Annotated in this window: 15 protein-coding genes; 3 read left to right on the top strand and 12 right to left on the bottom strand. The window is 40.4% G+C overall.

The window, feature by feature from the left end; genetic code table 11:
* Positions 1-55: 55 nt before the first annotated feature.
* From LZP46_RS01505 to LZP46_RS01460, 10 genes are all read right to left on the bottom strand, one after another.
* Complete coding sequence (locus LZP46_RS01505) at positions 56-895, bottom strand: type II secretion system protein N (RefSeq protein ID WP_236094458.1); 840 nt, start codon at positions 893-895, stop codon at positions 56-58.
* Positions 895-1,635: a type II secretion system protein N gene (gspN, locus tag LZP46_RS01500; protein ID WP_179997326.1), complete on the bottom strand. Its 741-nt coding sequence runs from the start codon at positions 1,633-1,635 to the stop codon at positions 895-897. Before gspN ends, LZP46_RS01505 begins: the two co-directional genes overlap by 1 nt.
* Positions 1,636-1,796: 161 nt before the next feature.
* The gene (locus LZP46_RS01495; RefSeq protein ID WP_236094457.1) at positions 1,797-2,123 is read right to left on the bottom strand and encodes an H-NS histone family protein; all 327 of its coding nucleotides are present in this window, start codon (positions 2,121-2,123) and stop codon (positions 1,797-1,799) included.
* A gap of 160 nt (positions 2,124-2,283) precedes the next feature.
* Positions 2,284-2,700: an acyl-CoA thioesterase gene (locus LZP46_RS01490; RefSeq protein WP_236094456.1), complete on the bottom strand. Its 417-nt coding sequence runs from the start codon at positions 2,698-2,700 to the stop codon at positions 2,284-2,286.
* Between the two features lie 9 nt (positions 2,701-2,709).
* Complete coding sequence (locus LZP46_RS01485) at positions 2,710-3,903, bottom strand: heme biosynthesis protein HemY (protein ID WP_236094455.1); 1,194 nt, start codon at positions 3,901-3,903, stop codon at positions 2,710-2,712.
* Positions 3,904-4,740 (bottom strand): hypothetical protein, encoded by an 837-nt coding sequence (locus LZP46_RS01480; RefSeq protein WP_236094454.1) that lies wholly within the window; start codon positions 4,738-4,740, stop codon positions 3,904-3,906. It abuts the gene before it with no gap.
* Positions 4,737-5,516, bottom strand: coding sequence for a uroporphyrinogen-III synthase (locus LZP46_RS01475; RefSeq protein ID WP_236094453.1), 780 nt, complete (start codon positions 5,514-5,516; stop codon positions 4,737-4,739). Before LZP46_RS01475 ends, LZP46_RS01480 begins: the two co-directional genes overlap by 4 nt.
* Positions 5,517-5,537: 21 nt before the next feature.
* On the bottom strand, positions 5,538-6,458 hold the full coding sequence (gene hemC, locus LZP46_RS01470) for a hydroxymethylbilane synthase (RefSeq protein WP_236094452.1): 921 nt from the start codon (positions 6,456-6,458) through the stop codon (positions 5,538-5,540).
* A gap of 122 nt (positions 6,459-6,580) precedes the next feature.
* Complete coding sequence (locus LZP46_RS01465) at positions 6,581-7,321, bottom strand: LytR/AlgR family response regulator transcription factor (protein WP_236094451.1); 741 nt, start codon at positions 7,319-7,321, stop codon at positions 6,581-6,583.
* A 70-nt stretch (positions 7,322-7,391) separates the two neighbouring features.
* The gene (locus tag LZP46_RS01460) at positions 7,392-8,546 is read right to left on the bottom strand and encodes a sensor histidine kinase (protein WP_236094450.1); all 1,155 of its coding nucleotides are present in this window, start codon (positions 8,544-8,546) and stop codon (positions 7,392-7,394) included.
* On the opposite strand from LZP46_RS01460, the gene argH reads away from it, so the two are divergent.
* Both argH and LZP46_RS01450 read left to right on the top strand, forming a co-directional pair.
* Positions 8,537-9,967 carry an argininosuccinate lyase gene (gene argH / locus LZP46_RS01455; protein WP_236094449.1) on the top strand — a complete coding sequence of 477 codons (1,431 nt, stop codon included), beginning with the start codon at positions 8,537-8,539 and terminating at the stop codon, positions 9,965-9,967. The two genes, LZP46_RS01460 and argH, sit on opposite strands and share 10 nt — an antisense overlap.
* Before the next feature lie 14 nt (positions 9,968-9,981).
* Positions 9,982-10,254, top strand: coding sequence for an oxidative damage protection protein (locus tag LZP46_RS01450; protein ID WP_004975738.1), 273 nt, complete (start codon positions 9,982-9,984; stop codon positions 10,252-10,254).
* 567 nt (positions 10,255-10,821) lie between these two features.
* On the opposite strand, the gene phoU is transcribed toward LZP46_RS01450, so the two are convergent.
* Both phoU and LZP46_RS01440 read right to left on the bottom strand, forming a co-directional pair.
* On the bottom strand, positions 10,822-11,544 hold the full coding sequence (gene phoU / locus LZP46_RS01445; protein WP_019838121.1) for a phosphate signaling complex protein PhoU: 723 nt from the start codon (positions 11,542-11,544) through the stop codon (positions 10,822-10,824).
* 450 nt (positions 11,545-11,994) lie between these two features.
* Complete coding sequence (locus tag LZP46_RS01440; RefSeq protein WP_236094448.1) at positions 11,995-13,332, bottom strand: TolC family outer membrane protein; 1,338 nt, start codon at positions 13,330-13,332, stop codon at positions 11,995-11,997.
* A 433-nt stretch (positions 13,333-13,765) separates the two neighbouring features.
* Between LZP46_RS01440 and LZP46_RS01435 the strand changes: the two genes are divergently transcribed.
* On the top strand, positions 13,766-14,830 hold the full coding sequence (locus LZP46_RS01435; RefSeq protein ID WP_236094447.1) for a hypothetical protein: 1,065 nt from the start codon (positions 13,766-13,768) through the stop codon (positions 14,828-14,830).
* Positions 14,831-14,897 lie beyond the last annotated feature (67 nt).

The following is a 14,897-nucleotide window of genomic DNA, read 5'->3' as shown; positions in this document are numbered from 1 at the left end:
ACTGTGTTTCCTAACCCTAAATATGCCTCTGCATGTAGTTACGATGCCGATTCATTTAAAAATTTTGTTGTATGGTCATCACCTGATCACCACGTTTTATTTCTAATTTCACCTGACCTTCACGACGCGCTTGTTCAAGCAATTGTGCATCGTTTTGCCCTTGCCCGACGTTTTGTCCATTTAAAGACAAAATACGGTCACCTGGCTGTAAACCCAGTTTATTTCTTAAAGCGGCTGGCGTACGTGTGGTCACTTCATAACCATTGCCCGTATTTGCCTCAACACCCATCTCTTTTAAATATTGTTCGCGATCTTCCTGTATACGCTGCACTGCTTGTCCAATGGCGTTATTCGGTTGTACGGACTGGGTAGGCGCAGTTGCAGGAGCTTGGTTACCGCTTGAAATTAAAGGTGCAATGGGTTGATTTAAACCATTTTCAATACCCTTAAACAATACTTCACGCGTCGCGCCACTGCTATGACGTAAAACCACCCGATCCCAATAAACTTCTGCCAATTGGTACTGACTCGAATCAATCACATCGCCAACACGGTAGCGCTCTGCCACGTCATTCACTTTAATGACCGCAGAAGAAAACTGACTCGGTTGCCCAACCACCACACCTTGCAAGGTCATGTTTAATTGATCATCGGCAGTGTTGCTACGCCCAAGTTCTTGAAACAATGCAAAGGATGAAATATTCGGGATTTGTGGTTGCTGTGAACCTAACTCCACCCGATCCATTTGCATGACTTGGGGTGGCGCAACAACCCACCAAAATAAACTCGCCAGTTTCCAACACAGGTACAAAATCAAAAAAGTTAAAAGTACAGGCGCAGCACGATCAAACTGCTTCCAGTGCAAATTCCCTAATCGTTCAGAGAGTGTACGCATTAGAAACCTCCTTTAAATAGAGGTTGGCGAGTACTGATTACATAGGTATCTAAGCCCGCTTTACCCTCATAAGAGGCTATATTCATCAATAAGCGTTGCGTAAGTTGTACATCTAACATCAAGCTTTGATCAAGCGCAATATTCAGCATTTTTTGTTCACGTTGATCGCGAATATCAAATAACAGTTTGCCATTTTCATCAGACAAACTGCCTTTTAACGCAGGAATATTCATACGGTCTTGGCGCTGAGCAAAACGATACAGCAATTCGCCACCCGCCCACTGCAACTGTCCTTTGGCTTTGGTAAAACCTTGTTGTTTTTTAAAATTCAAATGAATATCTTTGAGTTGAATCGCATTACTTGGCCACTGCCAGTCCACAATACTTTTTAAGGTTTCTGGCGCAACTTGCCCATCCAAAGATTGCACCAAGACGCTACCAAAACGATAGCCAACAATGCCTTCGAGTTTAGTATTGCCACTATGCACTTCAACATCGGCAGCGACACGTAATAAAACTAAATCTAAAGGACGTGTATTCCAACTTAAAGAGCCACGTAACTGTCCTTTATGCCAATCGGCTTGTCCTTTCCAAATATTACCACTCACATTATGTAAGGTCTGATTATTTTTATAAAATTTTGAAATCAACCACGCTGCTGGAATTTGTAATAACACAAAAAACAAAAATGCAATGAGGGCGAAAATCCACCACGTGATGTATTTGGGTTTCTTTATCATGCCACCACGACCAACCTTACTAATTTTTCTATGAATGACTTTTATAACACTCACACATTATGCACACTTTTTCGGCGTCGCCAATTCATACCGATAAAAAAACCAAGCTGTATTGCTTGGTTTTTGAACTCTAAGTCAAGTCAATGACAAATTGATGAAGCTTAGATTAGAAAATCTTCAAGTTTTGCGCCTTTTTCTATTTCAGCGACTAACCAGCGTGGTTTTTTTCCACGACCCGTCCAAGTATCTGTAGGATTGGTTTTGCTACGATAACGTGGCGCTACAGTTTTACGTGGGCTTTTCTTACGCTTGCTTTCGCCAACTTCCAAAATCTGCTCAATGCTTAAACCCAAATTGTCTGCAATCGCTAAAATTTGATTATAGGCATCTTCAATCGCTTGATCTTTTTTTGTTGCAATTAATGCTTCCGCTTCCGCTTGTAAATGCTTTAACTGTTCTACAGACAAATTGCTAATATCAGGCATCATACTTACTCCAAAAACTATGCTTTTTATATTCAGTTATTAAATTAAGCAGATTCATTTTATTTTTATCAAACCCAAGCGTCAATAAAAAACCTACTACTCTACATATAAATAACAGTCGGACATATTATGAACTGATTATTAAGATTTAATCAAGAATATGCTATACAGTTTTTTCTATTTTATGAATACCCGCGCGTAGATTTTCAGGGATTAAGGTTTTTTGCATATTGACGCAATCCACACATACAATCACTGCCTCTGCCTCTGCCACCACCATTTGCTGTGCTTCACTATAAATTAAATAATGCATACGCATGGCACTATTACGCAACTCTTCTACCCGAACACCAATTTTTAAAATATCAGGATAAACCACGGGACGTATATATTTGCACTGATTTGAGGCAATTACAGTCAAAACATCTTGCTGTAAAATTTTTAAATGGTCCAAATAATACAAACGCGCATTTTCAATATAACGGTAATAAATCACATTATTGACATGCCCAAAAGCATCCATATCTCCCCATGCGACACGCTGCTCAAAAACAATTGGATAATCTGCTAATGTTAACACTACTCACCTTTAAATTTTAATTTCGACAAAATTAGAATTATTTTCAAAGATTAAATTTAACTGTTTTAATAATTCAGGCTGATCTTTTAAGTTAGATTTAACTCTTAAATAACTCATTAATACGTGTTCAGGATATAAATCCAGTAATTGTTCGGCTTCTGAATAACGTGCTGTTGCCGTAAAAATATGCCATTTAGCAAAACTAAATACAGGTAATACAGGATATTTCTGTTCCCACAAATTTATTTGCTGTTCAATTTTTGCATAATCAGGTTGCTGTTTTAACAACTGATGTTGGAACCATAAATAAAACACTTCCTGATTAAACTGTTCACTCAACATATGTACCGCAAGACGTTCATGTTGTGCAGCTAAATCAGGCAGACGCGATAACAACTTCAACCACAACACCTGAGTGGCATAAGGCTGACTGAAAATCTGCTCCCCTAAGTCACTATAACGCTGTTGCAAGGCCTGTAAATTTTCTGCATCGGTCTGCTCAAATTGTGTTAATAACTGAGTTAGCCACTTTTGTTTGGTGTCTGCATCTAAATGCCCGTATTTGGTCGAACGCAAATAATGCCAAGGATATTGCGTGGCAAACTCACCCCACAAAGCAACTAAACGCTTTTGATAAGCTGTTTTGACTTTAAATAACCACGGCGATAATTCATGCTGATTCAGAAACTCTAAATGTGTCAAAGCTTGTTCAGGTTGCTGCTGCGCTAAATAAATTTCAATACGCTGTATTTCTGCCAATTCAAACGCCATGGCACTACTTTGATTTAATGCAGTCAACGCTTGCGGATATTGCTGTTGAATGGAATACATACGTGCTTCTATCACCCCTTTGAGGAAGCCTGACTGGGCAAATACCTGTCGAATAAACTGGTGTTGATTTTCAGCAGCATCTAACAACCAAATGACCCCCAATTGCTCATAAGGATGCAGATTTTTAAAGTTAAATACGGTTTCAACCTTACGCTGCTCACGGCTAAAATAGCGTTTTAACAACAACCATAAAATTTGTAGCGAAACACTGATCGACAAGAAAAAAAACAACAACAACCAAATATTGGTTTGCAATTGCCATTCACGCCAATACACATAAACATAGCCTGAACCATACCCATAACTCAGTACACTCAGCAAAGCTATCAGTAGAATACTGACCACTACATAGGCGAGTAAAATCTGTTTCATTTATACCGCTCCCAATAAAGCACGCGTTTTTAAACTTGGCGTTGGAACGATATTTAAGTTTTTAATTTTTTCTAATTGCTGAACCAATTGCTGTACTTTCTGATCAGGTAATTGTTGTAATAACTGAATAATGTCATTCACTTCTTGTTGATATTGCACATATTGACCTTGCATAAATACTTGTCGAGCCAGCAATAGACGCAATTGTGCCTCTTTTAAAATAATCTGGCGCTGCATCAACTGTGTCGCAGGTTGCTTGGCCGATTCAATACTCAGCCATTTTTGCCAAAAATAACGATCATCGACATCCGCAGGGTTCAGCTCAGGTTGTTGAACTTGCTGTTTTATGTGTTGATCTAACTGTTGTAACAACTGACTCATTTGTTGATATTGCACATCGCGTGTTGTTATAAATTTTTGAATTTGTCTCTGATCTTGCTGAATAACTTGGTGCAAACTTTGTTTCAAAGCTAGCGCTAAAGCATATTCGTTTAACTCACGGTCTATATTTGCCAGCATTTCGGTTGCATAGTGAAATTGCTGTTGCTGTAAAGAAAATTCCACCAAGTCTAATTGCTGCGCCACCATCTCCATTGGCTGAATAGCATCTACTTGCGGCACTGCACTGGATACTGCGGGCTGTTCTGCTGCACCTTGTGTATAATTACGTCGCTGTAAAGCCACCAGTTGATCATTTAAATTGGCAATATTTTTTTCTACTAAATGCAAACTTTGACTGAGTTGCTGTTGTTGCGTCGAAACTTGCATCACATCAAAACTTAATTTAACGATCCAAATCAACGCAATCAACATCACGATCACAACCAGTTTTTTCATAGCTTTCCTTGCATGCGCATCATGTGCTGCAATATTAATTCTGTTTTTAAATGGGTCAACTTCAATACTTTATATTTTGCATGATGCTGCATTTGATAATCGAGTAAAATTTTCTCTAAACGATCACCCAATACCCAATAATGACCTCTGTTCAGTAAATCGAAATCCTGCCGAATCAAGCTCAGCCAGTTTAACCAACTGGCTTCACTGCTAATCATCATGATAAATTCTGAAGATTGTATTAAACGTGCGCGTACTGCCTGCATTTTTTCAATAGAACTGGCAGGACACTCCCGTCTATACAACACAAAATTATGGATCTGCATCCCCTGATCAAGCAGCGTTTGCATCATAAATTGCCGACCGCCCTCACCACGCCAAAAAGCAATTTGTGTGCCCACTTTTAAATTTTGCAAACACGGCAAACTCAGCATCCCTTCGGAGGTTTCAACCTGCGGGACTTCGCTATAAACACCATATCCGCGTAAAACTTCTGCAGTTTTCTCACCCACAGCCACCCAACGTATATGTTGCAAATCCTGCAAGGATATTTGGCTTTGGGTTAAATATTGCATCCCAATATCGACTGCAGTAGGACTGACCACCACAATAATATGTGTGTGTGGCAACTGGGCATATAAATTCGCCAGTTGCTCTGACCACGGCTGTGCAGAAAGCTGCAACAAAGGCAAGTCAATGACCTCAATATGCTGTTGTTGCAAAGCCTGAGTTAAGACCTCTGCACGATCTTGAGGTCGGGTATTAATGAATAGCATGGGCTTCTGGCGCAATATGGACTATTGATACAAGGCTTTCAGTAATTCACCCGCACCTTGTGCCAATAAAGCTTTTGCCAATTCTTCACCTAGCATTTCAGCCTGTTCAGGTGCACCATGTTGCACAGCTTTAAGAATGGTTCGCCCATCGACACTACCAACACGACCTTCAATCTGCAATTGACCATTCTGCAAAGTTGCATAGCCTGCAATTGGTACCTGACAACCGCCTTCTAAATAAGCATTAAAAGCACGTTCGGCACGTACACACACATTAGTTTCGGCATGCATTAACGGCAAAATCAAATCCAAAACCGCCTGATCTTGGCTACGACATTCAAGACCCAAAGCCCCTTGCCCCACTGCAGGTAAGCTCACATCAGGCTGAATGGTCTGGCGAATACGCTCTGCCAAGCCCAAACGCTTTAATCCTGCACTGGCTAAAATAATTGCGTCATACTGACCATCATCTAGCTTAGACAGGCGCGTGCCGACATTACCACGTAAATCAATAATCTCTAAATCTGGACGTGCTTTTAAAATTTGACATTTGCGGCGCAAGCTTGAGGTTCCGACTTTAGCGCCCTGAGGTAAATCTGTAAAACTGGCATAATGGTTCGATACAAAGGCATCGAACGGATCTTCTCGCTCACAAATGACCGCCAAGCTTAGACCTTCAGGCAATGCCATGGGTACATCTTTCATGGAGTGTACGGCTAAATCGGCACGCCCATCCATTAAGGCAGCTTCTAATTCTTTGACAAATAAGCCTTTCCCCCCAATTTTTGCCAGTGGGGTATCTAAAATTTTATCGCCCTGTGTGACAAAAGTCACCAACTCAACAGTTAAATCGGCATGCATCGCCTCTAAGCGGGCACGAATGTGTTCAGCCTGCCATAACGCAAGCGGGCTTTGTCGAGTGGCAATTTTCAGGGTTTTCATCATAGTGGCTAAGCAAGATAAATAAGTTCATCTAAACTTAACCTGATCCCCTAAAAATGCAAGCCTATTTCTTTACTGATTTATCAATCTGTTGCGTATTCATCTGCGATGAGAATGATCAATTAGAGTTTTTGGATGCGTTCTCGCAATAAAGGTAAATGTCGTCGACTAACAGCCAAACGTTCATCTAACTCGCGGCAACGCACCTGATACTGTCCTGAATTGACCACTTCTAGCCCCTCCAAAAACTGAATCGAGACCAAAGCATTTCGGTGAATACGAATAAATTGATCACCAAATTCGCTTTCTAAATCTTTCAGCGTTTCATCAATCAAGACACTGCCATTTTTATGACGCACCGTGACATATTTCTGATCGGCTAAAAAATAATAGATATTTTCTAGAGGCACCAACTCTACACCACGATAGGTTTTCGCAGCAATTTGGTGACGTTTTATTTTTAATTCGTCCATATTTTCTTTTTGTTTTAAATGACTCATCTGCGCTTGCGTGAGTTTTGTTAAATGATCTAAAACCTGTTGCAATTCCTGTTGCATAATAGGTTTTAACAAATAGCCTTCCGCATGGGACTTAAATGCCTCAAGTGCATGTTTATCGTAGGCGGTACAAAACACAATGGCTGGCGTTGGGTCAAGCTCACGCAAATGTTGAGCGCAACTTAAACCATCCATTCCCGGCATTTGAATATCTAATAATATGACATCCGGCTGATGTTCATCTGCCAGTTCAATCGCCTGTTGCCCATGAGCTGCCGTTGCTACTACATGATGCCCCAATTGAGTGACCAAACGTGATAATCGCTCTCTTGCTAGAGGCTCATCATCACAAATTAGGATGTCCATTTCCCCTCCTTATGATTTGAATACTTTATTTTTATCAAGTTAAGAAAAATTTGAACAATCACAAGTTTTTTTATTTATAGCGATATTGCAACACCGTTGTGTACATACCTTTCCCTGCATAACTTTGAAAAGCGACACTTCGTCCATAATAAGCCTGTAAACGCTGTTTCACGTTTTGTAGCGCAATACCGTGTCCTTGTCTTAAATTTATTTTATCGCTGCCATACGGATTTGTAATGACAATATTGACTTGGTTTTGCAATATTTCGATTAATATACTTATCGTACTCTTTGCTAAAACTTTTTCAACTCCATGAAAAATACTATTTTCTAACAAGGGTTGTAAAGTTAATAAGGGAATTTGTACCTGACTGAGCAGTTGCGGTTGTTCAATTTTCCATTCTACGGTCAGGCGTTCGCCTAAACGAATTTGCTCTATGTCTAAATATCGCTGGCAAAGTTCAATCTCATCTTTCAGGCTAACCAGTTTTAATTCTTGCAAACTGGCACGAAATAAACGCGATAAATTGAGCAGCATTTGCTCGGCTTTATCGGGATCTATGGCAATGAGACTAATCACATTATTTAAGCTATTGAATAAAAAATGTGGATGAATACGCGCCTGCATGGCATGTACCCGCGCTTGCAATTCACTGTGCTGTTGCTGAATTGCCTGTTCACGTACATAAATATACCGAAAGCAAAATGCGCCCAATAGCACGCCATAACTCAAATGTAGTCCGACCCCATGTAACAGATCATCTATACCAAATTGTTGTAGATGAAAGTTTTGCCCAAAATGCAATAAGGTATTTAAGCTAAGTGTGGTCAGCAACACGATGCCTTGCAGCAGCAAAAAACTGACCACAAAAGACAAACTCAACCCCATACGTAAAAAACGCGCCTGAAAAAACTCCACTAAGGCCGCAAAACATAACACCACCCAATTGATGTAGAGTACGTATTGCAGCACCCGAGCAAAACTTAATCCGTGCCAACCTTGAGCTTCAGCCAATGCCAAGACCATCGCCAAGGCATTACTGCCAATAAATAATTCAATTAAATATTGCCAACGTCCTATTTTCGTAAAAAAATACATTTCATGTTGTTCTGCCTGCGTATCAGCATAAGTTTGATTGGCTTGTTCTTCGGCAAGTGAATCTGAATTTGTTATACTCTTGTCCAAATCACCGCTTTTTACTTTATTGAGCCGATATGACCACATCTTCTAATTCCTCAAATCCGTCACAAGCCCAAACTTCGGGTATGTGGGGCGGTCGTTTCTCTGAAGCGACTGATGCTTTTGTTGCTGAATTTACAGCATCTGTTCAATTTGACCAACGCTTTTATAAACAAGATATTGCTGGCTCAATTGCGCATGCGACGATGCTTGCCAAAGTAGGCGTACTTACAACTGAAGAGCGTGACGATATTATTCAAGGTTTAAATACCATTCAGGCTGAAATTGAAGCAGGTCAATTTGAATGGCGTATTGACCTTGAAGATGTCCACATGAACATCGAATCGCGCCTTACGCAGCGTATAGGCATTACAGGTAAAAAACTACATACAGGTCGTAGCCGTAACGACCAAGTAGCAACCGATATTCGTTTGTATGTCCGTGACGAAATTGATGCCATTTTAGAATTATTAAAAAAATTACAACACGGCATTTTGAGCTTAGCAGCCAAAAATACGCATACCATTATGCCTGGTTTCACTCACTTGCAAACCGCACAGCCTGTGACTTTTGGTCATCACCTTATGGCGTGGTTTGAAATGCTGGTACGTGACTCTGAGCGTTTAATTGACTGCCGTAAGCGTGTTAATCGCATGCCGTTAGGTTCTGCTGCTTTAGCAGGTACCACATATCCAATTGACCGCGCTTTTACCGCAGAATTATTGGGCTTTGAAGCTGTATCTGAAAACTCGTTGGATGCCGTATCTGACCGTGATTTCGGAATTGAGTTTAACGCCGCTGCATCTTTAATTATGATGCACTTGTCGCGTATGTCTGAAGAATTGATTTTGTGGACATCGGCACAGTTTAAATTTGTGAATATTCCCGACCGTTTCTGCACTGGCTCATCTATTATGCCGCAGAAGAAAAACCCAGACGTGCCTGAATTGGTGCGTGGTAAAACAGGTCGTGTGTATGGTGATTTAATGAGCCTATTGACCCTGATGAAAGGTCAACCGCTTGCCTACAACAAAGACAACCAAGAAGACAAAGAACCTTTGTTTGATGCAATTGATACCGTGCGCGGCTCGCTCATGGCATTTGCCGATATGATTCCTGCTTTAGTGCCAAATATTGCAGAAATGCGTGAAGCTGCATTACGTGGTTTCTCTACGGCAACTGACCTTGCAGATTACTTGGTAAAAAATGGCGTGGCATTCCGCGATGCACATGAAATTGTAGGTAAAGCCGTAGCATTAGGCGTACAAGAAGGCAAAGATTTGTCTGAGCTTAGCCTAGAACAATTACAGCAATTCTCAGATTTGATTCAAGCCGATGTATTTGAAAAAGCATTGACCCTTGAAGCCTCTGTAAATGCACGTGATCATATTGGTGGTACGGCGCCTGCACAAGTTGCAGCGGCAATTGAACGTGCCCAATCGCGTCTTGATCAACTTTACGCATAATCAGGAAGTGAGAGATGTCTAAACAAGTATTTTGTCGTAAATATCAAACCGACATGGAAGCGATGGATTTCGCTCCTTTCCCGGGTGCCAAAGGTCAAGAATTGCTTGAAACGGTATCTAAACAAGCTTGGCAGGAATGGTTAAAACACCAAACGACGCTCATTAATGAAAAGCGTTTAAATGTGTTTGAGCCTGAAGCGAAAAAGTTTTTGGAAGAACAACGTGAGAAGTTTCTCAACAATGATGCCAGCTTGGAAGTCGCGGAAGGCTTAAAACCTCAGAACTAATCCAAGTACTGTTTTTCATTTTAGAAAATTCAAACCTTATTCGCATTACCATTAAAAGAGTCTTTACGAAGGCTCTTTTTTTATTCCATTTTTGATTATAGATTACAACAACAATGTTTTAAATAAATGAAAATAGATTTAAAAAGTTAAGCTGATTTCCTATTTTTATTTCTCGATTGAAACGTATAATATACAGTCACAACAAAACACTCAAAAATATATTAAGCATTGATTTTAAATACAATAGTTTTAAAAATAATCACACTAAAAAATAATGTAATTTGAAAATACATTTGTACATAAAACGCTACATTCCACTACAATAACCCACATGATTCTTGCGTGTGATTTTCCTATACTTATTTTGAAGGAGATAAGCAAGGATCTCTCGCTATAATAAATATTCTCGATTTCAATCTCAGATTTCCCCCAAAGTCTGAGATTTTTTTTATCCAAAATTCAGGCTGTTTCAGAATCTTAAAGATCAGCAAAAAATCTAAAAGACTCATTCAAGCCATAAAAAAAGCCCCATCATCCGATGAGGCTGAATATTCAAAAAAGCTAAACTTAGCGTTCCTGTACTTTTTCTTCAATTTCTTTGACGCTGGTATGACGTACGTCCAAACCTTTCACCATATAAATCACTTGTTCTGAAATATTTCGTGCGTGGTCACCAATACGCTCTAATGAACGCAAAACCCACATCACATTAATCACACGTGAAATATGACGTGGATCTTCAATCATATAGGTCATCAGGGTCCGTGTTGCAGATTGATATTCACGGTCAATATCAGCATCGGCAAGTAAAACACGTAGTGCTTGATCGACATCTAAACGCGCAAAAGCGTCCAGTGCATCATGAATCATGACACGCACCTGGTTACCAATATGACGTGTTTCCATATAGCCACGTGGTGAACCGCCTTCTTCACATAAGTTTTGAGCAATACGGGCAATTTTTGCAGCTTCATCACCAATACGCTCTAAGTCAGTATTGGCTTTAGACATGGCAATCACCATACGCAAATCAATTGCGGCAGGATGACGGCGCGCCAAAATTAATGTTAAGGCTTCATCAATTTCGGTTTCCATGCGGTTGACAGCATTATCTTGGAACTGAACTTCTACCGCCAAAGCTGCATCGGTATCCAAGAGTGCATGAATCGAGTTGGCAACCTGCTGCTCTACCAAACCACCCATGGTCATAAATTTGGTATTTACATCCTGCAAATCTTCATTGAACTGAGAAGAAATATGGTGACTTAACACAGGATTATTCGTACTCAAGGAATACACTCCACAACAAAAGGATAGACTGACGCAATAATTGAATATTAAAGCATAGCAATGATGACGCTTTTATGACATTTTCTCACCAAACTCTCAAGTCTGATCGTTTCCGTCTTTAAACAGCATAAGCCATTCAGATGACAAAATGACTTGGGTCTGTTGACACTTCGTCTATGTTTACAACAACGCATATTTTTTAGCTGATATAAGGCATGGGACAGGAAATTTAGTCATTCTAAATGACTGACTCATAACGCAATAGCAGCAAAAATATGCTTGTCCCCTTGCGCAGCAAACAAAGCAATGCTTTGTTTTTGCTCATGTGGCTAAAACTTTCTCAGATTGCGTTATGAAACTTGGCAACAGTCTCGCTATTCCTTGCATTTCATGCCTGATCTGCTCAGTTTTAGCCTACAGCGCAAGCCATTTATGAAATGTCAGCAGACCCTATATGGCTTTCTGAATCAACCAAGCATTCATTTCCTGTATATCTTGTTCGGTCAACTGCCCAACTGCTGCTTTTAGCTGTAGCACATGCTTTAAATAATCATATTGCGCATTGAGATAATCCTGTTTGGCAGAAAAGGCGTTACGTTGTGCCAACAGTACATCTACCATGGTCTTTAAACCTTCCTGATATTGCGCTTTGGATGCTCGTGCCACCAAATCTGCAGAATTCATTGCAGCTTGCCGCGCCTGCAATTTGGCTTGATCGGTTTCGACTTGTAAATACGCCTGTTTCACATCGGTATTGGCTTTACGAATCGCAGCATCTAATTCAGCTTCAGACTTTTGTACCAAAACCACTGCCTTTTGCACATTTTTATTGACCCGCCCACCGCTAAACACATTCCAGTTCATTTCAATCCCGACCTGATCGAACTGACCATCGGGCGACATGATACTTTCAGGGCTTTGCTTGGCATAACCATAACTGCCCACAGCTTCTACCTGCGGATAACGTGCTGCTTGCTCAACTCGACGTGCATCTTCGGCATATTGTCGCTGTAAACGTGCCTGCTGAATGGCCAAATTTTGAGTTTGTGCCAATTGTGACCATGCCTCTAAACTTTCAGGCACAGGTTTTTGAAATTGAAAGTCATCACGCAAAACCGCCAAACTTTCGTGATACGGTCCAATCAATTGTGCCAACTGCTCTTGTGCCAAAACCAACTGCACATGTGTGGCAATCCGGTTTGCCCGTGCATTTTGATACTGTGCATTGGCTTCACTAACTTCACTTTTCGCAACCAAACCCTCGCGCAGTTTGGCATTCATCATATTGAGCTGTTCGAACAAAGCATGTTCTTCTTGTAAATATGCTGCAGTTAAAGACTGTTGTCGCAGTACGTTAAAATACGCTTCTGATACATTCAAAATATGTTGCTGTTGTTGTAGACGTAAGGTGACTTCACTCAGGCTTAACGAGGTTTTGACTTGTTTCAGGGCTTGCCAAGCATCCCAACGAAATAAAGGCTGACGTGCTGTTAACGCGACTTGACGTGAAGTTGAAGATGAACTGCTTAAAAGCTCTGGCGAGGAACTGGCAATATTGACTCGACTCATTTCCTGACTTTTGCGGGTGATATTGCCTGACAAAGTCACCGTTGGTAGTAAATTGCCTTGCGCAAGCCCTAAATTCAATTGATCGGCCTGATATTGTAATTGTTGTGCGCGCCAAGTTGGATCGCTATTTTGAGCACGCTGATAGGCTTGCATTAAATCCAAAGCAAAAGCGCTTGAACTCATCCAACATAAGCATGTCACTAACATCATTTTTTTCATTATTATTCGATCAACCCACTGTGTAAATTCATCAATCCTACTGCAATGTATTTTTACACCGCCCATACTAAAGCGAATTTGCATTTTTTTCGTATGATTTTCATTAATTTTGAAAATTTTTCATATTATTTCAATTCATTGCAATAATTAAGCAAAGCCATACACATACTAACAATCGCTGCATAAAGTGGTACTTACTCACAGTCATGTAACCAAACTCTAGCAGAATACTACAATGTACTCCGTGGCTTTGACTTTACAATACAATCTCTCCCTTCGTCCTTCGATCCAAGTTTCTAAAACTGTGTGCTTCGCAGAGAATATTTGAAATTTAGAATTTTGGTATGAATGACTCATTTTGAATTTTTGGAATCCATTGTGCCTGAAATGAAGGTACTAGATGATGAATGAATACTCATGTTGAATTGCTGTAATGGTTAAATTTCTTCACGCCATTAAACTTGCCCTGCTGCTTGGGAGTTGTCTGTGTTTGCTCGCTTGCCAAAATTCAGATACACCTCCCGTACCTGAACCACAAAAGGTAGAGACCAGTGCTAGCGAACCTGTAGATTTGACCCAAATGTGTGAAAACATTCAGCACAATATGCAGCAAATTGACAATACTCGCACCACGTTTGCGCTAGAACAAATCAATCAGGATTTAAAAGTCTGCCTACCCTTGCTGCCTTTAAATGAGCAATTAAATTTGCTTAATCTTTCGACCCAAATGTATCAGCGTTTTTTGCATGTGGAACGCAGCGCTGCAGAACAAGCTGCTTTTGATCAACATGCTTTTGATATGGCACAGCATCCGACCATTCAGCAAAGTCATTTTGAAAACTTTGCTTTGCGTGATCAATATTTATTGAAACACAAAGGACAAGCCTATTTAGAGCTATACGATGCCGGTGAAGCACAATTGGTTTATCGCCGGAGCCCGCAATATTTAGCCATTATTTTTGCGCCCTACATGCCCGATGCCGAGCAGATTTTTATTGAAAGAATGGCTAAAGACAATATGCAGCATAGTTTGCGTGATGGTGGACTCACCCTTGATGCTACCGATTTGGCTGAACGCGCCTTATTTTGGGAAGATTACGTGCAGCGTTATCCTAAAAGTCACTTTATACGCGATGCACGTTATCTAGCCAAAGTGTATGCCATGCTACTGTTTAAAGGCACAATCAACAATCCTGTTTCACAGGACTATGTCGATGAATCCAGTATCCAACCCGCCGTATTATTTGAAGTTAAAAAACTGGTAAAGTTGCAAAAATCACCCTTAGCAGAACACGCGCGTAAATTTCTTGCCTTTTTATACATGAACAGTGAACAACGACTCACTGAAATTGCAGTACAGCCCACTGCACGTGAACAGCGTGAATACGGTGATTATGCCTTGGTCCATGCACAGTTGAATCAATATTTAAATTTAAAAAATATATCAATCGATGCAAAACGTGATTGCTTTAGCGACGCCATTTGCATTACTCGCTAATAATTCAAAGTCGCTTAAAGCTCAAATCCTTGTCCTTAGGCATCAAAGAATAAAAGCCACGTGAAGT

The sequence above is a fragment of the Acinetobacter sp. SCLZS86 genome (genome assembly GCF_021560715.1).
Taxonomy (GTDB): domain Bacteria; phylum Pseudomonadota; class Gammaproteobacteria; order Pseudomonadales; family Moraxellaceae; genus Acinetobacter; species Acinetobacter towneri_A.
This window is presented reverse-complemented; position numbering and strand designations above follow the sequence as displayed.

What these genes read in the sequence shown, in the direction of transcription:
- LZP46_RS01435 (WP_236094447.1), top strand. Translation starts at nt 13,766, where the DNA reads ATGGTTAAATTTCTTCACGCCATTAAACTTGCCCTGCTGCTTGGGAGT.
- LZP46_RS01485 (WP_236094455.1), bottom strand. Translation starts at nt 3,903, where the DNA reads ATGAAACAGATTTTACTCGCCTATGTAGTGGTCAGTATTCTACTGATA.
- LZP46_RS01460 (WP_236094450.1), bottom strand. Translation starts at nt 8,546, where the DNA reads ATGTGGTCATATCGGCTCAATAAAGTAAAAAGCGGTGATTTGGACAAG.
- LZP46_RS01505 (WP_236094458.1), bottom strand. Translation starts at nt 895, where the DNA reads ATGCGTACACTCTCTGAACGATTAGGGAATTTGCACTGGAAGCAGTTT.
- LZP46_RS01440 (WP_236094448.1), bottom strand. Translation starts at nt 13,332, where the DNA reads ATGAAAAAAATGATGTTAGTGACATGCTTATGTTGGATGAGTTCAAGC.
- LZP46_RS01465 (WP_236094451.1), bottom strand. Translation starts at nt 7,321, where the DNA reads ATGGACATCCTAATTTGTGATGATGAGCCTCTAGCAAGAGAGCGATTA.
- LZP46_RS01495 (WP_236094457.1), bottom strand. Translation starts at nt 2,123, where the DNA reads ATGATGCCTGATATTAGCAATTTGTCTGTAGAACAGTTAAAGCATTTA.
- LZP46_RS01475 (WP_236094453.1), bottom strand. Translation starts at nt 5,516, where the DNA reads ATGCTATTCATTAATACCCGACCTCAAGATCGTGCAGAGGTCTTAACT.
- argH (WP_236094449.1), top strand. Translation starts at nt 8,537, where the DNA reads ATGACCACATCTTCTAATTCCTCAAATCCGTCACAAGCCCAAACTTCG.
- LZP46_RS01480 (WP_236094454.1), bottom strand. Translation starts at nt 4,740, where the DNA reads ATGAAAAAACTGGTTGTGATCGTGATGTTGATTGCGTTGATTTGGATC.
- hemC (WP_236094452.1), bottom strand. Translation starts at nt 6,458, where the DNA reads ATGAAAACCCTGAAAATTGCCACTCGACAAAGCCCGCTTGCGTTATGG.
- LZP46_RS01450 (WP_004975738.1), top strand. Translation starts at nt 9,982, where the DNA reads ATGTCTAAACAAGTATTTTGTCGTAAATATCAAACCGACATGGAAGCG.
- gspN (WP_179997326.1), bottom strand. Translation starts at nt 1,635, where the DNA reads ATGATAAAGAAACCCAAATACATCACGTGGTGGATTTTCGCCCTCATT.